The organism is Roseobacter sp. MH60115, assembly GCF_015644665.1.
GTDB lineage: Bacteria > Pseudomonadota > Alphaproteobacteria > Rhodobacterales > Rhodobacteraceae > Roseobacter.
The window spans coordinates 168,264-188,781 of the sequence record NZ_JADOBQ010000001.1 but is presented as its reverse complement, the minus strand read 5'-3'; the positions used below and the strand labels follow the sequence as shown (position 1 = coordinate 188,781).

Annotated in this window: 17 protein-coding genes; 9 read left to right on the top strand and 8 right to left on the bottom strand. The window is 61.3% G+C overall.

Features of this window, described 5'->3' with window-relative positions:
- Nucleotides 1-71: 71 nt before the first annotated feature.
- The 5 genes from ISX84_RS00815 to ISX84_RS00795 are packed head-to-tail and all read right to left on the bottom strand — an operon-like array spanning nucleotide 72 to nucleotide 4,877.
- On the bottom strand, nucleotides 72-1,553 hold the full coding sequence (locus ISX84_RS00815) for an aldehyde dehydrogenase (protein WP_195818426.1): 1,482 nt from the start codon (nucleotides 1,551-1,553) through the stop codon (nucleotides 72-74).
- 15 nt (nucleotides 1,554-1,568) lie between these two features.
- Nucleotides 1,569-2,603, bottom strand: a complete 1,035-nt coding sequence (locus ISX84_RS00810) for an LLM class flavin-dependent oxidoreductase (protein WP_195818425.1) — start codon at nucleotides 2,601-2,603, stop codon at nucleotides 1,569-1,571.
- A gap of 1 nt (nucleotide 2,604) precedes the next feature.
- On the bottom strand, nucleotides 2,605-3,504 hold the full coding sequence (locus ISX84_RS00805) for a flavin reductase family protein (protein ID WP_195818424.1): 900 nt from the start codon (nucleotides 3,502-3,504) through the stop codon (nucleotides 2,605-2,607).
- The gene (locus ISX84_RS00800) at nucleotides 3,494-4,306 is read right to left on the bottom strand and encodes an alpha/beta fold hydrolase (protein ID WP_195818423.1); all 813 of its coding nucleotides are present in this window, start codon (nucleotides 4,304-4,306) and stop codon (nucleotides 3,494-3,496) included. The genes ISX84_RS00805 and ISX84_RS00800 overlap by 11 nt, the downstream gene beginning before the upstream one ends.
- Nucleotides 4,278-4,877, bottom strand: coding sequence for an amino acid synthesis family protein (locus tag ISX84_RS00795; protein ID WP_195818422.1), 600 nt, complete (start codon nucleotides 4,875-4,877; stop codon nucleotides 4,278-4,280). Before ISX84_RS00795 ends, ISX84_RS00800 begins: the two co-directional genes overlap by 29 nt.
- Nucleotides 4,878-4,984: 107 nt before the next feature.
- Between ISX84_RS00795 and ISX84_RS00790 the strand changes: the two genes are divergently transcribed.
- Nucleotides 4,985-5,884, top strand: a complete 900-nt coding sequence (locus ISX84_RS00790) for a LysR family transcriptional regulator (protein WP_195818421.1) — start codon at nucleotides 4,985-4,987, stop codon at nucleotides 5,882-5,884.
- A gap of 116 nt (nucleotides 5,885-6,000) precedes the next feature.
- Here ISX84_RS00790 and ISX84_RS00785 read toward each other — a convergent pair whose 3' ends face one another.
- Together ISX84_RS00785 and ISX84_RS00780 are read right to left on the bottom strand one after the other, a co-directional pair.
- Nucleotides 6,001-7,923, bottom strand: a complete 1,923-nt coding sequence (locus tag ISX84_RS00785; protein ID WP_195818420.1) for a fasciclin domain-containing protein — start codon at nucleotides 7,921-7,923, stop codon at nucleotides 6,001-6,003.
- 23 nt (nucleotides 7,924-7,946) lie between these two features.
- Nucleotides 7,947-8,438, bottom strand: a complete 492-nt coding sequence (locus ISX84_RS00780; protein WP_195818419.1) for a fasciclin domain-containing protein — start codon at nucleotides 8,436-8,438, stop codon at nucleotides 7,947-7,949.
- A 124-nt stretch (nucleotides 8,439-8,562) separates the two neighbouring features.
- Here ISX84_RS00780 and ISX84_RS00775 point away from each other — a divergent pair, with 124 nt between their 5' ends.
- Nucleotides 8,563-9,405: a DUF6502 family protein gene (locus ISX84_RS00775; RefSeq protein WP_195818418.1), complete on the top strand. Its 843-nt coding sequence runs from the start codon at nucleotides 8,563-8,565 to the stop codon at nucleotides 9,403-9,405.
- The gene (locus ISX84_RS00770; protein WP_195818417.1) at nucleotides 9,392-10,315 is read left to right on the top strand and encodes a DUF5666 domain-containing protein; all 924 of its coding nucleotides are present in this window, start codon (nucleotides 9,392-9,394) and stop codon (nucleotides 10,313-10,315) included. The genes ISX84_RS00775 and ISX84_RS00770 overlap by 14 nt, the downstream gene beginning before the upstream one ends.
- 31 nt (nucleotides 10,316-10,346) lie before the next feature.
- On the opposite strand, the gene ISX84_RS00765 is transcribed toward ISX84_RS00770, so the two are convergent.
- Complete coding sequence (locus ISX84_RS00765) at nucleotides 10,347-11,363, bottom strand: LacI family DNA-binding transcriptional regulator (protein WP_195818416.1); 1,017 nt, start codon at nucleotides 11,361-11,363, stop codon at nucleotides 10,347-10,349.
- Nucleotides 11,364-11,540: 177 nt separating this feature from the next.
- Here ISX84_RS00765 and ISX84_RS00760 point away from each other — a divergent pair, with 177 nt between their 5' ends.
- The 6 genes from ISX84_RS00760 to ISX84_RS00735 all read left to right on the top strand — a co-directional run bounded on the left by ISX84_RS00760 (nucleotide 11,541) and on the right by ISX84_RS00735 (nucleotide 20,494).
- A complete protein-coding gene (locus ISX84_RS00760) occupies nucleotides 11,541-12,623 on the top strand; it encodes an ABC transporter ATP-binding protein (protein ID WP_195818415.1) in 1,083 nt (360 codons plus the stop codon).
- A gap of 33 nt (nucleotides 12,624-12,656) precedes the next feature.
- On the top strand, nucleotides 12,657-13,994 hold the full coding sequence (locus tag ISX84_RS00755) for an extracellular solute-binding protein (protein WP_195818414.1): 1,338 nt from the start codon (nucleotides 12,657-12,659) through the stop codon (nucleotides 13,992-13,994).
- A gap of 194 nt (nucleotides 13,995-14,188) precedes the next feature.
- Nucleotides 14,189-15,106, top strand: a complete 918-nt coding sequence (locus tag ISX84_RS00750; protein WP_195818413.1) for a carbohydrate ABC transporter permease — start codon at nucleotides 14,189-14,191, stop codon at nucleotides 15,104-15,106.
- A complete protein-coding gene (locus ISX84_RS00745; RefSeq protein ID WP_195818412.1) occupies nucleotides 15,106-15,978 on the top strand; it encodes a carbohydrate ABC transporter permease in 873 nt (290 codons plus the stop codon). The genes ISX84_RS00750 and ISX84_RS00745 overlap by 1 nt, the downstream gene beginning before the upstream one ends.
- Nucleotides 15,978-16,715, top strand: coding sequence for a cytochrome b561 domain-containing protein (locus ISX84_RS00740; protein WP_195818411.1), 738 nt, complete (start codon nucleotides 15,978-15,980; stop codon nucleotides 16,713-16,715). Before ISX84_RS00745 ends, ISX84_RS00740 begins: the two co-directional genes overlap by 1 nt.
- A gap of 443 nt (nucleotides 16,716-17,158) precedes the next feature.
- On the top strand, nucleotides 17,159-20,494 hold the full coding sequence (locus ISX84_RS00735) for an EAL domain-containing protein (protein ID WP_195818410.1): 3,336 nt from the start codon (nucleotides 17,159-17,161) through the stop codon (nucleotides 20,492-20,494).
- Nucleotides 20,495-20,518 lie beyond the last annotated feature (24 nt).

Below are 20,518 nucleotides of genomic sequence, written 5' to 3'. Positions count from 1 at the left end.
CCCTGCGCGCATTTCCACCTCCCGCAGCTACCAGTTGCTTTTGTAACTAACAACGGGTTTGAAGGCGCAGTTCAGCGCATGACGAAAGGATTGGCCATCGGGTCCTCGGACGTGTCGATCCAGGTGGTTTTTGTGCGGGTATAGTCGAGGATCGCCTCCTGCCCCGCTTCGCGACCGTAACCGGATTGATTGAATCCCCCGAAGGGCGCCATGGGGGAAATCGCGCGGTAGGTGTTCACCCAGGTGATCCCTGACCTGATGCGCCGCGACACACGGTGGGCCCGCGCCACGTTCTGTGTGAAGACGCCCGATCCGAGGCCGAAGTCACTGTCATTCGCCAATTGGATCGCCTCTTCCTCAGTGTCGAAGGGGATCAGCGTCATCACCGGGCCGAACATCTCCACCGTCAACGTCTCCACACCCGGCCCGTCCGCCAGCACCAGTGTCGGCTGGAAATAATGCGCACTGTCGCCACCCGCGCGGCTGCCGCCAAAGGCAATGCGTGCACCCTGCGACACGGCCTTGGCCAGCGTCGTTTCGATCTTTTCCACCTGCGCCATGGTGCAGAGCGGTCCGAGATGCGTGGCCGGGTCATGCGGATCCCCCACGACCAAGTTGCGGCATTTGTCGATGATCGCCGCGACCAGCGCATCGTAGACGGGGCGCTGCACCAGACCGCGCGTGCCTGCCACGCAGGACTGTCCGGAGGCGCCGAAATTGCCCGCGATCAGCCCGTTGGCGGCGGCATCCAGGTCCGCATCCTCAAACACCAGAATGGGTGATTTCCCCCCCAACTCCAACGTTGTCACGGCGAAGTTTTCCGCGGAATTGCGCACGACATGGCGCGCGGCGTCCGGCCCGCCGGTAAAGGCGATCCGGTCCACGCCGGGATGACAGGTCAGCGGAATGGCGCAATTCTCTGCATCCCCGGTCAGGACGGAAACGACGCCGGGTGGAAATCCGGCCTGCTCGATCAGCCTGGCAAACTCCAACATCGGAGCGGGGGCGATTTCAGAGGCTTTCAGAACCACGGCGCATCCAGCCGCAAGGGCGGGTGCCAGCTTGGTTGCCGCCAGAAACATCTGCGCATTCCAGGGCACGATGGCGGCCACCACACCGATGGGCAGGCGCTGCGTAAAAACATGCATGTCAGGCTTGTCGATGGGCAGCACCGCGCCCTCTATCTTGTCGGCCAGCCCGGCGTAGTAGCGATAGTAGTCTGCCACATAGCCGGTCTGCGCCCTCGTCTCCGCAGCGAGCTTGCCGCTGTCGGTGGTCTCGATCCGGCCCAGGTGCTCGGCCTTCTCCGCCACCAGATCGGCCAGGCGGTAGAGCAGCTTGCCCCGCGCGGTCTGGCTCATGTCCCGCCAGGCAGGCGCATCGAGTGCTGCCTGTGCCGCCGATACCGCGTCCGACACGTCATCGGGGCTGGCACAATCGAAACGGGCCCAGGCCTCTCCTGTTGCCGGACTTACGCTCTGTAACGTCTGACCTTGCGATCCGGCACGCCACTGGCCCGCGATAAAAAGAGAGTACTGAGGAAGATCGGGCATAGTCCCTCCGAAGGTTTAGCAGAAAGCTGGCATGACATGATCGATGAAGCGCGCAAGCGAGGCGCGCTTGCGCTCGAAGCTCATCCCGCTGTCGATCCAGAAGGAAAACTCATCATAGCCAAGGTCTTCGAAACGTTTGAGCCGGTCGATCACCTCCTGCACCGTGCCCACCGTCAGATCGCGCCGCATGTTTTCCGGGCACATCATCGCGTTTTGCGCCATGTCTTCCGTGCTGATCTTCTCCATCAACCCTTGAGACACCGGCCGCTTGTTCTGAAACCAGGCGCCGAAGTAATTGTAGAACCGGCTGAGCTCCTGCGCTGCCAGATCGACATCCTCTGCGTCCGAGCCGACATAGGTGTGGTGCAGCAGCATGATCTTGGGCTTGGGTCCGGCGTGGGCCGCACAGGCAGTCTTGAAAGTCGCCATCAGGTTTTCGATCTCCGCGTCGCCCTGCCAAAGCGGGGTGACCTGCACATTGAACCCGTTCTGGACGGCGAATTCGTGGCTGTTGGGATCGCGCGCGGCGACCCAGATCGGTGGGCCATCCTGCTGCACCGGTTTTGGCGCCGAGGTGGTGGGCGGAAATCTGTGGTAGGTGCCGTCATGGGCGCAGTCCCCCGCCCATAAGGGCCGCAGCAGCGGCAGGGTTTCCCGCATCCGCTGCCCCGCATCCCAGGCATCGAGCCCCGGCATCATCCGCTCGTATTCGTAAGAGTAAGCGCCCCGCGCCGCACCGATTTCCAACCGCCCGCCGGTGATCACATCGGTCATCGCCGCCTCGCCCGCCAGCTTGATGGGGTGCCAGAAGGGGACGATCACGGTCCCGGTGCCAAGCCGCACGTTCTGCGTATGGTGGCTCAGATCCACCAGCGTGGTGAAAGGGTTGGGGGCAATCGTGAACTCCATGCCATGATGTTCGCCCGTCCAGATCGCCCGCATCCCGCCCTGATCGGCCATCTTGCACAGCGCCACGAACTCCCCGTAAAGCGCCTCATGGGGCTGATCGGCGCTCAGCCGTTCCATATGCGCAAAGAGTGAGAACTCCATCTCAATCCCTCCCTTGGGCGGGCAGCACGTCACCCGCCTCTGCGTCGCCGACGTAGAGCCCGAAGCTCTGCGTGCGGTGTTCCTGTTGAAACCGCTCCAGCAGGGCGCGCACGGCGGTGTTTTTCACACTTGCGGCATCCAGCGTCGCGATCTCATGGGCCTGCAGCCCCGGTTGCGTGCCCTTGGTCCTGCCGCGAAAGACGATGTGCCTGCGGCTGTCCGCTTCGTCGTAGATGGCGTAGACGACGCTCAGATCCGCCCGGACGTGCCGCGCGACAAGCCCGGCCTCCAAAGCGCTCAGCGGGCTCTGGCCCCTTTCAACCGGCACCATCGGCAACTGCCCGTGATCCGTCAGGTAAATCCTTGCCCCATCCTCCAGTAGCACGCTGGCACGCGTTGCGGCCGCATCCGCCGCTTCGGCCTTGCGCTCCTTGGCCTGCGAGAAATAGCCATCGGGCCCGTAGCCAAGGCCGGGCCGCGCGGCATCATCGAAGTGAGAGACCTGGCCGATCAGCACGATGTGATCGCCCGCTGCGACCACGGAAGATGTCGTGCAGACAAACCCCGCGGCGCGTCCCGCGATAAGGGGCATGCCGCCTGCTTCTTCCCAGTCGCAGTTTGCAAACCTGTCCGCTGCGCGGGATGCAAAGAGGTTGGAGACGGCCTCCTGCCCTTCCGCCAAGATGCTGACCCCGAACTGCGTGGCGTCGCGAAAGACGTGAAAACTGCTCAGGTGATTGCCGGGGCAAACCAGCAGCATCGGCGGGTTGAGCGACACGGAGGAAAAGGAATTGGCGGTGAAGCCCACCGGCTCCCCGGTTGCAGTTCGTGTGGTGACCACCGTGACCCCGGTCAGGAACCGGCTGAAGGCCGCGCGCAAGGTTGTCCGATCAATCCGCATCAGCTTGGACCCTGCGGGTAAAACAGCTGTGCAGCGCCTCCGCCACCGCCTCGGGATGGGTCATGGGCATCATATGCGCGGCACCCGGGACGGTTAGTGCCTGACCAAACGGCGCCTTCGCCGCCATGGCCTGTGACATATCGGGCGTCGAGTTCGGATCATCCGCCCCGGTTTGGAACAGGGTTGGCATCTGCAGACGCTGCAGCCTGTCTTTTGATGGCCCGTCGTGCCGCGCAAAAATCCCGTAGGCGGTTGCGTAGCCATCGGGATCGACCTGCGTCAACCAACTCCGGCAGGCCGCAGAAGCCTCCGCCGTTGCTCCGGAGGGCGCCGCGCCAAACCAGCGCGCGAGGGTCGGTGCTGGATCGGGCACACCCGATTGCGTCAAAGCTGCCGCCCTGCTCTGGACAGCGGCAGCGGCTTCGGCGGACCGGCGGTAGATTGCATTCAGACCTGCAACCGCCGCCACCCTTTCGGGCGCTTGCGCTGCCACTTCCACAGCGATCATCGCGCCCATGGAATGACCGGCCAAACAAATGGGTGCATCCAAGGTATGGATGAAGGTCAATATCCGCGCCACGTAGTCATTCAGCCGTGCTGCACCTTCCAGCGGTGATGCGCCGTGCCCCGGCATGTCCAGCGTGTAGACCGTAAAATCGGGCGCAAGGGCCTGAGAAACCGCGTTCCACGCTTCCGCGCGCAGCCCGACACCGTGGATCAGAACCACTGCTGGACCGCGCCCTTCGACGCAATAGGCCAGCGCACCCGCGCCTTCAGACCGCTGCCGGGTTGTCCACGTCATGGCCCATTTCCTTCAGATCCTGATATCTGTCCCCGATCCGGTGGTGCGGACGTCCGCTTGTTGCGGCCCCCAGCGCGATCACCAGTTCGTCCGCGCGCGGCGCGTCCGAAATGGCGAAATGGACCGTCAGGTAATGTGACCGACGCCCGGCATCGTTCTTGTCCATCAGAGGGATCTGGATGGGCGCATTCGCCCCGCCGCGAATATTGGTGAAGGCGAGGTAGGATTTCGCCCCAACCGCCTGTCGGAAGTGATTGCCGAACCGCAACGTGTGGATCAGACCCGAGGCATGCTCAATCTCTCCGTCCAGCCCGACCACGGCGGCCTTGCCGAAGGCTTCGACCTTCTCTCCACCCCCGGTCATTGCCGTGACCCGTTCGGTCAGCAAAGCGCCCAGCGGCGGGCCGAAAGCCTGGATTACCGGGCTGAGATCCTCGACAAAGCGCCCGGCCCAGGGGTTTTTGACTACAGCTGCCGCAGCGCACATCACCCACGGCTCGGCTGCAGGCTTGAAGCCTTCCACCAGAACATCTTCCTGATATGTAACGATTTTCCGGATATCCGGCTGCATGACCACACCTCTCCCTGTTGTCGTGAAACCCTATCCACGGCAAAAGAGTGTGACAAACGATAGAAAATGATATGAATTCATTAGATACTCTAATGAGATTACCGCCTATGTCGAAATCCCTGCCTCCGCTCACCTGGTTCCGGGCGTTCGAAGCCGCCGCGCGGCATCTGAGCTTTACCCTCGCCGCAGACGAGCTGGGCTTTACGCAATCCGCGATCAGCCAGCATGTGCGGGCCCTCGAAGACCGGCTGGGATGTCAGCTTTTCGTGCGCGCGAACCGGTCCCTGCAACTGACAGATGCCGGGCGCCTGCTGGTGCCGGATGTGACGGCAGCCATGGGCCTGCTGACCCAGGCCGTGCGCCGGTTTATACCCGATGGCGATCGGGCAAAGCTGACCATCGCCACCAGCGCCAGTATCGCCCATTTCGTGATCGCTCCACATATGGCTGCTTTCACCGCGCGCCATCCGGACATTGCGCTGCAGCTGATCACGACGATCTGGCCGGATGACTTCGCCGCCAGCACCGCCGACATCGAGATCCGCTTTGGCGCGCCGGGGGTTGTGGGGGCCGGTGCCAGCCTGCTGGAACCCTCTTATCTGCATATTGTGGCCGCCCCCGAGGTTGCGGGCGCGTTGCCAGCGCCCGTGCGTCTGACGGATCTGCGCGCGTTGCCCCTGATACAGGCGGTTGGCCTGTCGACCGGATGGACCGCTCTGTCACGTCGACAAAAGCTTTCGGACACGCTGGAAGCCGACCTTTATGTCGATACCCACGGGATGGCTGTGGACCTTGCCATCGCCGGGGCTGGCGTCGCGCTGACCCACTGTCAGATCACGCGCAACGCGATCCAGCGCGGTGAGCTTTGTGAAATCGCCCTGCCACATGTCCCTGCAGAAGAGGGGTATTACGTTGCCCTGAAGGCCACCGCGCTGCCGGAACAACAACAGCAGTTCATTGACTGGTTTCTGGACGTCACGAAACCATCCCCTGTGCTCGGGGGCTGACCGCCAGAACGCCGCGCAGCACATCCATCCGGTCGCAGGACCGCGCCGCGTTCTGAGCACTGACCCGGCACCACCAATTGAGCGGCGCCGGGCCTTGGAGCCAAAAGCGTTGACCGTCAGAAGATGAAATCCTCTTCCGTCAGATCCAACCGCACCCCCTGAACCAGAATGCTCTGATCGTCGCTCAGCGTGATCTCTGCCCGGTGGCCTCGGACATGAATGGCATCCTCCAGCTCGGCGAAACTCTCGAACCTTGTGCCGCTGAGATCAATCAGGTCCAGACCGTCCTCAAAGCCGATGATGCGGTCGTGCCCGTCCCCGGTGTTGAAGATGAAGACATCCGCATCTCGACCACCGTAAAGCTTGTCGTTGCCTTGACCGCCGGTCAGCATATCCTTGCCGCGCCCGCCCGCGATGACGTCATTGCCGTGACCGCCAAAGCCGACGTCGTCACCGCGCCCCAGCGAAATGAAATCCCGCCCGCCATTGCCATCGACCAGATCATTGTCGCGCCCAGTGCGGATGTGGCTGTTGCTATCGTCATCAATGATGAAATCCACATCGTTCGACCCGTCGGATTGCAGCAGGTCAGCGGGCAGGAGCACGCCGTCCAGCACATGCGCAATGCCGTTCGAGGCGGCGATATCGGTTGCAATCAGCGTCGGATCGGGCACGTCCGGGTCGGCATCCACAAGCGTGACCCCATCGACCCCCAGCGTACCGCCCTGCAGGGTTTCGAGTTCTGTGGCGGCCAGCACTGCCTCTGATCCAAGCGCCTCGGGGGCCACGTGATAGGTCAGAACCTCGGTCAGGAGCGGGATCGGATCGCCACCGCCCAGAAGCGTCAGCGCCTCCACGAGATAGGCAAAGGCCTCGCCTTCATCACTGCCCTCAAACCCAAGCGCTTGCGACAGGCCGACAAAGGCCGCGTCGTTGGGTGCAAAGACCGTCAGGTCAGCCGCCGGATCGTCCAGCGCTCCGGTCAGGTTCGCCGCCTGCACCGCGTTGAACAGCAAGTCGAAGTCGGTCCCGTCCTGATCGAAGGTACCCCCGCTGGCTGCGACGATACCGGCCAGGGTCGGCAACTCCGGCTCCGGCGGGGTGTTGCCGGGAATGTCGATGGGCAGCAGCACCCGGTCGATCACCTGAAGAGTGCCATTTGACGCCGGGATGTCCTCCGCCACGATGTTCGGATTGGCAACGTCAGGCTCGTTGTCCACCAGCTCGGTGCCCTCCGATCCGAACGTCGCCCCGTCGAGCAATGTCGTCACCTCACTGGCCTCATCGACTTCCTCGGCGGTCTTGGCGCCCGGAGACACATGGTAAAGCAGGATATCCGCAAGCAAGGGGATCGGGTCGCCATCTGGCGCAAGCCCGGCCAGCGCATCGGCGATGAAGCCAAAGACCGCGTCTTCATCCGTCTGGTCGCCGTCAAAGCCCAGATCAACCGCCAGCGCGGTGAAGGCAGCGTCGGTGGGGGCAAAGACGGTGATGTCGTCCGAGGCCCGCACCGCCCCTGCCAGACCCGTGACCGTCAAGGCCTGCACGAGGATGTTGAAATCATCAGATCCCGCCGCAATGTCTACAATGTTGGGCGGTGGCGCCGGCAGATCCCCCGCAGAGAGGTCATCGTATTTCAGCCCCCGGAACACATTGGCGCTGCCCCCGACGGTGAGCGTCACCCCCGCAGGCGGCACAGGCCCGAGGAAGGTGAAGCTGTCCGGCAACCGGCCCGGCTGTTCCAGCTCCACCAGCCGGTAAGTCTGACCGTTGTCGCCGTAGAGATGCCACACCTGTTCGGCGTAAAGGCGCCCACCATTGCCGACCTCCTCGCCGTCGCGGGTAATGGTTGCGGTCTGGCCGGAACGGTCATCGCCGCGCTCGTTTCTGAACGCGTCCCCCGACAGGTAAGCGTCGTCATCGGTCACGCTGAAGTCGAGGGTTGCCGCTTCAGGCATTGTGAAACTGGCGTGTCGGGCAATATGACCTGCACCAAAGAGATCAGCCGCAGCAAACCCGGTGAAAGTAAAAACACTCATGTTAAAGTCCTCTCTGTCTTGGATCAGGGCAAAAGCACTTTGTCGATCACGTGAATGACGCCGTTCGAGGCCGCGATATCCGCGCTGACCACCGTTGCATTGTCGACTTTCACGCCATTGCGCCCGTCAACCTTCAGGGCCTTGCCGTTCACCGTCGTGGGGCTGAGGCGCTTGCCCGCCACATCCGCCGCCATCACTTTGCCGGGCAGCACGTGGTAGGTCAGGATCGCGGTCAGCTGGTCTTTGTTCTCCGGCTTTAGCAATGTCTCAACGGTGCCTGCGGGCAAGGCGGCAAAGGCCTCATCGGTTGGCGCAAACACTGTGAAGGGGCCATCGCTCTTCAGCGTGTCCACCAGATCGGCGGCGCTCACTGCGGCGACCAGGGTGTCGAAGGAGCCCGCTGACTGCGCGACCTCGACAATATCGGGATTGGGGGGCGTGGTTGTTCCGGCGCATCCCGCAAGGGCCACGGTCGCGGCCAGAGCAGATGCCTTCAGCAGTTTCGAAAACGTCATCAAGTGGGTCCTCCTCTATATTCGTGTGCATTTTACACACAACGCATGCGACATATCTGTACCGAACACCGGAATTGGCAAGATTTTTGTGGAAATTTTTCACACTTGCACCCATGTTGCCGCCATGACTGCGCGCGACCCCATCTCTCAATCCCGCCTGTTCGAGCGGGCGCTGAGACGTCTTCTCAGACCACTGGTGCGCGCGCTGATTGCGCAGGGCGTGTCTGCTCCGGCACTCTACCGGATCGTGAAACAGACCTACGTGGAGGTCGCTTCCGATGATCTGGGCGCGGCGGCAACAGACAGCCGGATCACGGTGTTGACCGGGGTACACCGGCGCGACGTCAAGGAGTTTCGCACCCGCGATCAGGAAGAGGATGGCGAGACACAGCGCAAGGTTTCCATCCTGCTGACCGTGGTGGGACGCTGGATGTCGGACCCTGTCTATCTTGATAACGGCCAGCCCCGCGTCCTGCCCCGTTTTAGTCAGGACGGCCCGAATTTCGAAACGCTGGTGCAGTTCATCAGCAGAGACATACGGCCCCGTACGGTGCTGGATGAATTGACACGTCAAGGCATCACAGGCATCGACGAGGATCAGGTCAGCCTGATGTCAGAGGGTCTGGTCGGCTCTGCAGACACCGATCAGAAACTGCATTTTTTCGCGCATAACCTGGGGGATCATATGCAGGCGGCGGTTGAAAACCTGCTGTCCGATGACCCGCAACATCTGGAACGCGCGGTGTTCTACAACCACCTCAACGCGGCATCCGTAGAGGACGTTGAAAGCGAGGCGCGGCGTCTTTCGCTGGATGCCTTGCGGCAAATCAATGCGCTGGCTGCGGGCAAACAGGCAAAAGACAAGACAGAGGCCTCTGCCACCCACCGATTCAGATTTGGCGTGTTTTTCTACAAGGAAGATGAAGACGCCGAGACAAAAGGAAAGACCTCAGATGACGACCGGTAAACTCTCCCGCCGTGCAGCCTTGGCCGCAGGTCTGTCCGGCCTGATGCTGCCGGGCACCGTCTGGTCGCAACCGGCGGAGCGCGAGGTCGAAGGCGGGATCGGCGGCACCGGGATCGTCGGCGTGCTGACCGATTTCGGCAGCCTGATTGTCGGCGGCAACCGCGTGCAGACGGACGCGACAACAGGGTTCAGCGATGGCTTCGGCGGTCTGCGTGAAGAGGATGTGCAGATCGGTGACAGCCTGACGATCGAGGCGACCGGCGCTTCCGACGCCTTGATCGCACGCCGGGTGCATGTGACACATCCGCTGGTCGGACGGATCAGTGCCGCATCTGAAGACGGGCGCAAGCTGACGATCAATGGTGTCGAGGTTGTGACCGGCAGCCGTGATCGCGGATTTGTCCTTGGCGATCGTGTTGCTGTCTCCGGCCTGTGGCAGAGCGCGCGCGTGATGGCGAGCCGTCTCACCGCGGCGCGTTCCGATCTGGATCTGATCTCGGGCGACGTCAAGCGCAGCGCAGGAGACATACGCCTTGGTACAGTTTCCGTGCGGGGCCGAGGTGTTGGCGCTCTGGCACAAGGCTCCTTCGCAAGCGCCACCGGTCGCTATGACGCGGACACCGGACGCTTCCGGGTCGACGCGCTGAGCACACAACGTTTTGTCGGCGCTGCCGGGCCTTTGGCCCGCCTGTCCATCGAAGGATACCTCGAACCCACCGACACGGCACCGGGCTACCGGATTTCCGGCCTCGGCCACAGTTTCGAACGGACCCTTGATCTGAAGCAGTACGCCGAGGCGCGGGTTCGGTTCAGCGGCGCCTATACGGGGCGGTTTGCCGCCGACAGCGCGGTGATTTTGCCCGAAGCTGTGGAGGCACGCCGCCGGTTGCTGCGCCGATTGAGCCGGTAGCACTCAGGAAGACGTTCTCGTGCGGTCTTTGTCAGATCTGCGCCCGCGTGGTTTCACCCGGGATCAGTTCCAACGGCAGGGGTTTGCTCTTTTCCGTCGGCACCCCGTTGATCCGCGCCAGAAGCTGGGTGGCGCCGGTGATCCCCATCAGGCGCCGCAGCGTCCGAACGGTTGTCAGTTTCCTCGGCAGTACACTTGCCAGATCCAGTTGATTGAAACCAACGATACCGAGGTCTTGGGGCACGGACAGCCCACGCATCTGGCAACACATCAACCCGCCAAAAGCCATGTGGTCATTGAGATAGCAGATGATGTCGGGCGCGCCCGCGTCCAGCAATTCGGCGGTGCCGTCAAACCCCGTGGCGAATGAATTGCCAGACTGCGGGCGGGCAGAGAGCACCTCGGTCCCTCTTTCGCGCGCAAACACGTCCCGGAGCCCTGCAAGGCGATTATCGGCGCGCGTGTCGTGCCCGCGCGGGGTGCTGACAAAAGCCGGACGACGATACCCAAAAGACACTGCGTGATCCCCGATCATCTGGCCCGCCCTGTAGTGATCGATCCCGACACAGATATCGATTGGGGTGTCCGTGTGATCCCATATCTCCAGAACCGGAATGGGCGAGGCCCTGAGCAAGTCCACCGTCTCCGGCTGGTGATCGAGGCCGGTCAGGATGATGCCTGCAGGCTGCCAGGACAGCAAGCGGCGGACCCAGCTCAGCTCCGCCTCGGGGCTGTATTCCGTGGTGTCGATCACGCTGGAATAGCCCGCTGAATCAAACGTCCGTCGCATCCCGTTGAGGATGTCGGCAAAGACCTCGCCCGCGAAGGTCGGCAGCGAAATGCCAATCAGGTTGGAGTTCGCGACGGCGAGGGAACGGGCATTGCTGTTGGGCACGTATTTCATCTCGCGGGCAATCCTGAGGATCTCCCTGCGCTTCTTTTCAGACACCCCGTCGACCCCGCGAATGGCGCGCGAAACGCTCATGATGCTGACGTTCGCGCGGGCTGCGACATCCTCAATCTTGGCTGGTTGACGCTTTTTGGTCATGGAACCGTTTCTTCCAGATTTGATTTTTCATCAATATTTTCAGCACATTAAACACTGGTTAACGTTAACGCTAACGTTCATTTTGGCTTTTTCGCTTCGTTATTGGAACCCCTTTCGGCACTCTGGAGCCCAAAGCTGGGAGGCTTTTCTAAGGAAGTCGGCGCGTCAGGGGGGCAAGTGCCACGTATCGTTTTTGATCAGGTGTCAAAGAGCTATGGCGCGGTGGAGGTTCTGCCTCCCTTCGACCTGCATCTTGACGATGGGGAGTTCACGGTTCTGGTTGGTCCGTCGGGCTGCGGCAAGTCCACGACCTTGCGGATGCTCGCGGGGCTGGAGACGCTGTCCGGTGGCGAGATCTTTTTTGATGACACACCGATCAGCAGGCTGGATCCGAAAGAGCGCGACCTTGCGATGGTGTTTCAGGATTATGCGCTCTATCCGCATATGAACATCGCCAAGAACATGTCCTTTGCCTTGCGTCTCGCCCGGGTGTCGAAATCCGAAATTGAGACCAAGGTGCAGCGCGTGGCAGAGATGCTGAACATCGCACATTTGCTGGACCGCAAACCGGCGGAGTTGTCGGGCGGGCAGCGTCAAAGGGTCGCTATGGGCCGGGCGCTGGTGCGGGACGCGGGCACGTTTCTCTTCGACGAACCGCTGTCCAATCTCGACGCCAAGTTGCGCGGCAAGATGCGCGCGGAGCTTGCCGAGATGCGCGACACTATCGACAAGAACATGGTCTATGTGACCCACGATCAGGTCGAGGCGATGACGCTGGGCGACCGGATCGTCGTGATGAGCGACGGGTTCATCCAGCAACAGGGCACGCCGGAGGAACTCTTCAAGGCGCCGGTCAATAAATTCGTCGCGGGCTTCATTGGCGCGCCGACGATGAATTTTGTGGACGGCGATCTTGTTGATGAAAAAGGCACGCTTTGGGTGCGCGGGGATGGGTTTGCCTTGCCTCTAACCGCCGACGCGGGCCAGCGTCTGGCAGTGGCCAAGGATCGCGCCGTGACGGTCGGACTGCGCCCGTCCAGTTTCACCACCGATCTGACACAAGGCGCCCCCATTGAGCTGAAGGTGGTCGTGTCCGAATACCTCGGCGCACAATCGGTTCTGGTCACCCGCTGCGGCGGTGCGGAAATCCTGGTCGAGACGCAGAGCGCCTCGCCTGTCCGCTCCGGCACTCAACAGACCTTTGGGGTTCTGACCGACGAGATCATGATTTTCGACAAAACGTCCGGGCTTCGGCTCTGACACATCAGAAATAGCATCAGGGAGGACTGACGAATGCTATCACTCAAGACAATCCTGACGGGGACAGCCGTTTCCGCGACACTGGCGAGCGCTGTCTTTGCCGCGGGTCACGGCGGGCCGTACGAGCCCTACGCTGGGACCACGCTGGTGATCAACGTGCCAGCGCACCCGCATTACAACGCGATGATGAAGGTGCTGCCCGCCTTCACCGAAGAGACCGGCATCGAGGTCGAAGTCGACCAGCTGCAATACCTGAAAATGCGCGAGCGCCAGACGCTGGAATTGACCAAATCCGAAGGCGACTATGACATGATCGCCTATGTGGTCTTTTCCAAGGCCGACTACGTCTATGCCGATCAGCTGGAAAATCTGGCGAAGTATTTCATGAATCCCGCGCTAGCCGATCCGAACTATGATCAGGCGGACCTGATTTCAGGCTACGTGGAAAACATCGGCGTGGCGGGTGGTCAGAAGGGCTATCTGCCGGGTCAGTTGGGTTCGGCCTTTGGCATTCCCTTTGGCTCTGAGACCTCCGTTCTGGCTTATCGCAAGGATATCTTCGAAAAGCATGGCATTGCGGTGCCGGAAACCTATGACCAACTGCTCGACGCGGCCTGCAAGATCCCCGAGGTTGAGCCGGGTATGGGCGGCATGGCGTCGCGCGCAGCATCCGGCCACCAGGCCAGTCACGCGTTCCTTTTGCATCTCGCGCCATTGGGCGGTCGTGTCTTTGACGACAACTGGGAGCCGATCATCAACAATGAGGCCGGTGTCGCTGCGGCCAACGCATTGAAAACCATCGTGGATTGCGGACCCGAAGGGTCGCAGACCTTCGGTCCGGCAGAGGCTGCGGCTGCGTTCCAGCAAGGCCAAGCGGCCATGTTCATGGACAGCATCGCCTTTGCGGCTGGGTTTGAAGATCCGACCAAATCCACGGTGGCCGGTAACGTTGGCTATGCGTTGCACCCCGAAGGTGTGCGTCGTGGCAGTCAGACCGGCGGCTTCGGCATCGCCATCCCCAAGAATGCCCAGAACAAGGAAGCGGCCTTCCTGCTGATGCAGTGGCTGACCTCCAAGAAGGGTGATCTGATGGTGGCCATGGCGGGCGGCAACCCCTCGCGCTTCTCCACCTATGAGAATGCGGAGTTGAACGAGAAGTACCCCTACTCCGCCACCTTTGGTGAAGCGTTGAAGCATGCCGACCCCGACTGGCGTCCGATCATCCCCACATGGGGCAAGATCAACGCCGACATCGGCACCACCATGAGCCAGGTGCTGACCGAGGGCCTCGACCCGCAAGAGGCGCTGAACGGTGTCGCGGAACGCGCCCGCGCGATCATGGACGAGGCCGGATACTACACCTGGCAATAACGGTCAGCGCCGCTGACCGAGTGGGGAAAAGCGGGTTTTCCATCGGAAAACCTGCGGCCCCACCCCCTCACCACTCTAGGCGATGACGGTGCAACCCTGTCCTCGCCCAGACCGAACCTACCTCCAAGGCCCCGGCGCGCCGTTTTAGCGTCGGGACCCCACCTTCAACGCATCGTAGCACGGACCCGCACCCCATGCAGACCGCCAACGCAAATCGGCTTACGCCCTATCTCTTCCTGGCGCCAGCAGCGCTGGTGATGGCGGTGGCCCTGCTCTACCCCATTGGCTACATGATCTACGCCAGTTTCCTCGACTGGAACCCCAGCCAGCGGATCGGCGAGGCGGAGTTTGTCGGGCTGAAGAATTACATCGGCCTGCTGAGCGACGCGGCCTTTCGCGAGAGTTTCTTTGTTACGCTGAAGTTCGCCGCCGTGGTGGTCACGCTGGAGATGGTGCTGGGTGTCGGTCTCGCGCTGCTGCTCGACCGCAACATCCGCGGCATGTCTGTGCTGCGGACGCTGTTCATTCTGCCGATGATGATTGCGCCGATCGTGGTCGGCCTCATGTGGCGGTACATGTATCACCCGTCGGTTGGCATATTTAACAGAACGCTGAAATCACTAGGGTTTGAGCCGGTCCCCTGGCTGAGTGACGGCAGCTGGGCCTTCGCCTCGGTGGTGATCGCGGATGTCTGGCAGTGGACGCCGTTCATCTTCATCCTGTCGCTGGCGGCGCTGCAATCGCTGCCCCAATCCGCCATGGAGGCCGCGCGGATTGACGGGGCCACCGGCTGGCAGCAGATCGTCTATATCAAACTGCCGCTGATGATGCCGGTGCTGATTGTGACGCTGCTCTTGCGTCTCATCGATGCCTTCAAGGTGCTGGAGGTGATCCTCGTGCTCACCAACGGCGGGCCGGGGCTGTCGACGGAAATCCTGTCGCTGCGCATCTCGCGCACGGCGTCGGAATTCCGAGAACTTGGCGAGGCGGCGGCCATGTCGAACTACCTGCTGATCCTGCTGGTGATCCTGACCTTCGCGATGTTTGCCTACAACAAGGCGGTCGAAGCCCGTGCCGCGCGGCTGCGCAAGGCGGCAGAGGAGGACCTCTGATGGCCGAGAAAATCTACGACAAGCAGAACCCGGCCTTTTACGCGCTTTTGGTGGCGCTGGTGGTGATGGCCGTGGGGCCCATCGTTATGATGCTGACCACTTCGCTGAAGCTGAACGTGGACATCATGTCGGACAGCTCTTCGCTGCTCTTCATGCCGACCATCCGAAACTACGAGACCGCACTTTGTGATTTCCTGTGGTACGAGGCGCCGCATATCGACTATTGCGACAAGACGTTCGGGCGCGCGCTGATGAACTCGCTGATCATCGCGCTTGTCTCCACCGTGCTGACGCTCGTGATCGGCTGTATGGCCGCCTACGCGCTGGTGCGGTTCCGTTTCATGGGGCGCGATACGGTGTCACTCTCGACGCTCGCGATGCGCATGGTGCCGCCCGCCGTGCTGCTGGTGCCCGTCTTTGGCATCTGGACCTTCCAGTTCCAGATCGACGGGACGCGCGCGGGCATCATTCTGGTTTACGTGGCGATGAACCTCCCCTTCGTCATCTGGATCCTGCAGAGTTTCATCGTGCAGGTGCCGATCCAGCTGGAAGAGGCCGCACGCATGGACGGCGCGGGGCCCTTCCAGGTTTTCTTTCTCGTCGTCCTGCCGCTGATCAAGCCGGGGCTGGCGGCGGCGGCGATCTTCACCTTCAGGGTGGCGTGGAACGAATTCCTGCTGGCCAATGCGCTGGCCGACCGCAACTCACGCACCGTGCCCGTGACAATCGTGAATTCCATCACCGAGTTCGACATCGACTGGGGCGTAATCATGGCCACAGGCATGTTGCTGGCCATTCCGCCGATCATCTTTACCTTCGTGGCGTCGCGCCAGATCATCACCGGCATGACTGCGGGCGCGGTCAAGGGCTGATGCTGGACTGGCTTGCCGCCCCGATGGATCCCAGCCGCCTGCATGATGTGGGCTTGCATCTGAGTTGGCACGCCCGTTTCATGGTTGTCTCCTGGGGTGTTCTTGTCCCGCTGGGGATATTCATCGCCCGCTACTTCAAGATTGCGCCCGGCCAGAACTGGCCTGAAACGCTGGACCATCATTTCTGGTGGAATACCCATCGTATCTGTCAGTATTCGGCCTGTGTGCTGATGGTGGTCGGGCTCTGGTTCATTCGCAGCGCGCCACCTCTGACGACGATCCCCGGCCCGCATCAGTTTCTGGGATGGAGCGTGCTGGCGCTGGCAGTGGTTCAGCTGACCGGAGGGGTGCTCAGGGGCAGCAAGGGCGGCCCGACAGAGCCCGCGCCGGACGGCAGCCTGCATGGCGACCACTATGACATGACGCCCCGGCGGCTGGCATTTGAATATGTACACAAGGGGGCCGGATATCTGGCGCTCCTGCTCTCCATCGCGACCATTCTGTCGGGTCTCTGGCAGGCGAATGCGCCGAACTGGATGTGGCTGTCGCTGGCGGGTTGGTGGGCAGGTTTGGGCGGCGCGTCCCTGGTCCTGCAATCGCGCGGCATGGCTGTCGACACCTACCAGGCAATCTGGGGCCCGGACCCCACCCTGCCCGGCAACCGACGCAAACCAATCGGTCTGGGCGTACACCGCTTCACGGCAAAGGATCAACGCACCCGACGCTCTGATGGCTGACGTCGCCGGGCCAGCGTTCAAACAGTGCAAGATCGGTCTGAAGGAACCGCTCTTCGGTCACGACGCCAAATGGCAATGCGACCGGCCCGGCCTTGAACGAACTGACAAGGTTGCAAAGTAGCGCCCCGCCAGGTTGAACGCGGAAAGGGAACTGAGGCAAGACGGCGATAGTCTGTTCTCCGGGCATCCAGCGGCCGACGACTGGTCCGCCCCGCAATCCGTCCAGAGCCACGCCCAAGATATCCTCTGCGCTCGGGAAAGACTGAAAATGCATTGAGTTTTATGTATCAGCGGGCTTTTGGCAGCAAATCACCGCTGCAAGACCTCGAAAACACCAATTTACACCGTTTTCAGCGCGAAACCCGAATAGTTAAAAATCTAGGATTACGCTTCGGGTAACCTATCAACTGTATGTTTTGCGTCATTTGCACAAAGGCCGGCGCATGCAGCTGTCAGATGTTCTGAAGGACTTTCTATCGCTGACCCAGGACGCGGTCGGGATTGGCTATCGCGGCCCCTCGGATGACACCGCACGGCTTGTCTATATCAACCCGTCCTACACCAAGCTCTTTGGCCACAACCCCGAGGACATCCTCGGTGGTCCAGTGGACATCGTGCATGATCCCGACACCTGGGACGACTACGTAGCCGAAGTCGCGCCAAAGTTCGAGGCCGGAGAACAGCAGTTCCGTGCCGAAACCACTTGCATGCGGGCCGACGGCAGCAAGTTCTGGGCCAGCATTTCCTTTTTCGCCTTTGATGATCCGGAAGGTGGTGGGCGGTACAGCTGCGCGACATTTCGCGACATCTCCGACCTGAAGGCCCGCGAAGATGCCGCTGCACAGGCACTGAAGGATCGCGACGCCCTGCTGGCCAAGCAGGATGGCATGTACCGTGAGCTCCTGGCCACGCAAACCCGCCTGCTCTCGGCGATGAACGCCTATCCCGACCCGTTCGTGATTTACGACAAGGACATGCGGCTGGTGATCAGCAACACGGCCTATCGCAAATCGATGTCCACCGACCCCGAAGCGATCACGCCGGGCATGCATATTCGCGATGTCATGCATACCGCCTTTGATTGCGGGTTGATCGACGTACCACCGCAAGACCGCGACGCATATTTCGACAAGCTCAGAGAACCTGCCAAACTCCAGCGCACGGCGGAGGACATCGAGCTGGCGGGCGACGTGCACCACCGTATTCTACGCAGCGTGGCAGAAAACGGTGACTGGGTGATTATCCGGATGGACATCTCCGAGCTTGTCCGCCAGCGCCGCCAGTCCACGGAGGTGCACGAGCGTACTATTGCGGCCTTGAACGCCTATCCTGATCCCTTTGCCATCTATGATGCCGAAGAACGTCTGGTGATGTGGAACGACGCCTTCACAACTTCGATCACCGGCACACCGGATGACTTGCAGGTCGGCATGACCGCGTCGGAGGTACAGGCGCTGGGTGCCCGGAATGGGCGTTTCCGGCCGCAAGACGAAAACAAGTCCGCGAAACTGACAGGACACACCGGATCCTTGGCGCAGGCGTCACCGCATACGGATGTGGAATTGCCCGGCGACGTGCATCACCGGGTCTTGCGCAGCCAGGCGCCCAATGGCGATTTTGTGGTCATCCAGATGAACACGACCGAACTGGTCCGGCAACGGCGCGATGCTGAAGCCCTGAAGGAGCGTTTTCTGGCCGCGATCAGCGCTTATCCCGCCCCGTTCTGCATCTACGATTCAGACTTGAAACTGGTCGCCTGGAATGAAAGCTATGCCGCTGCGCTGACCGATACGCCGCAAGAGATGCACGAAGGCATGTGCCTCGAAGAAGCGATGCGCATCGGCTTGCGAAATAGTCGTTTTATCGATGCCACCGGGCGGGAGGAGGCTTGGTTGCAGGAGACGCTGAAGGCGGCCGAAAATCTGATCCCGGTCGAAGATATTGAAATCGCCGGGGACATGCACCACCGGCTGCTGCGCTCGAAATCTCGCAATGGCGATCTGGTGGTCGTGCGTCTCGACACCACTGAGCTGGTGCGACAGCGGCGGGCTCTCGAAGAATCCCAGGATCGCTTGATCTCCGCCATCAACGCTTTTCCCGACCCTTTTTCCATCTACGACAAGGACCTCAATCTGCTGATCTGGAACCCCGCGTTTACCGCATCCCTGACGACCGACCCCGACGACATCTACGTTGGCATGAACGTTGCAGAGGTCTTGAATGTAGCCGCGCGAAACGGCCATGTCCCTGCGGCCAAGGGACGGGAAAGCGAATGGGTGGATGAATATATCACCTCCGAGACCGTGCATGTCGAAGCGGAAGATTTCGAGTTCTCAGGGGACAAGCACTACCGCATCGTCCGCTCGCGTTCGGAAAACGGCGAGACCCTGGTGCTGCGGCTGAACATGACCGAAACGGTACGCCAGCGCCGCGCGTTGGAAAACTATGCCCACCAGTTGGAAGAAGCCAACCAACAGATCACCTTCAAGGCGTTGCATGACCAGCTGACCGGGTTGGGAAATCGGCGCTACCTATCCGAAAAATTCAGTGAATTGTCGCGGTTGCGGCGCACATCCGGCGGCGAACTTGCTGCACTTCACATCGATCTGGATCGGTTCAAGCAGATCAACGACACGATTGGTCACGCAGCCGGGGATCACGTGTTGATCGACGTGGCCAACCGCATTCGCGGCAATGTCCGGGAGGCAGATGTGGTTGCGCGGATTGGCGGCGATGAATTTGTGATCCTGCTCAGTGTTCCCGAGGACAGTGACCGTCCGGAGCGCCTGGCCGAGGCGCTCCTCGTCGATCTGGTCAAGCCGACGGTGTTCGAAGGTCGCGAGTGTCGTTTTGGCGCGTCCATCGGGATCGCGCGGACACCTTTGGCCGACGAAAAGGACCTGCTGACGAATTCCGATGTGGCCCTTTACAAGGCCAAACGCGCCGGGCGCGGACAGCTTGCGATATTCGACCGGTCAGATATCGAGGAGATGCGCCGGACCAAAAAACTGGCGGATGACATCATGCGCGCGCTGGAAGAACGCGAATTCGTGCCACACTATCAGCCACAAGTAGATGCGCAGTCGGGCCGCATTGTGGGTGTCGAGGCCCTTGCACGATGGCACCACCCCAAAGAGGGTGTGCTGGCGCCTGACAAATTTCTGCCGGTCGCGACGGATTTGAACGTCGTGGCGGATATCGACCAGATGATTTTCGAAAAAGCGATCAGGGAATGCGAGGATGCGTTTCACGGGATGGAACGGCTGCCCAACCTATCCTTCAACGTCAGTGCCAATCGCATCCAATTTGAAGAGATTGCCGAAATTGGACGGCTGGCCAATACATATTCGGGCGAGATTGCCTTTGAATTGCTGGAGACGATTTTCCTTGAGGAGGAAAGCGATGCCTTCCTGATGCAGCTTGACCAGTTGCGGGACATGGGCATCGCGTTGGAGGTGGATGATTTCGGCAGCGGGCGAGCCTCCATCGTGGCCCTGCAACGGATCGCCCCGGATCGCTTGAAAATCGATCGCCGCCTGGTCAGCCCCATGGCGCGGGGAAACAACGCGACACGTCTGGTGCAATCAATCATTGAGATCGGCAATGCACTGGACATCGGTGTGATTGCGGAAGGGGTCGAGACAGAGGAACAGGCACGCATTCTGAGCGAGCTCGGTGCCGGTAAACTGCAAGGTTACTACTTTTCCCAGCCGCTCAGCCTGCCGGATTTGCTGACCTATCTGGAGAGGTATCAAGCCGGAAAGCGATTTGGATCGTGATGATCGCTCTGACGGAAGCGGCTT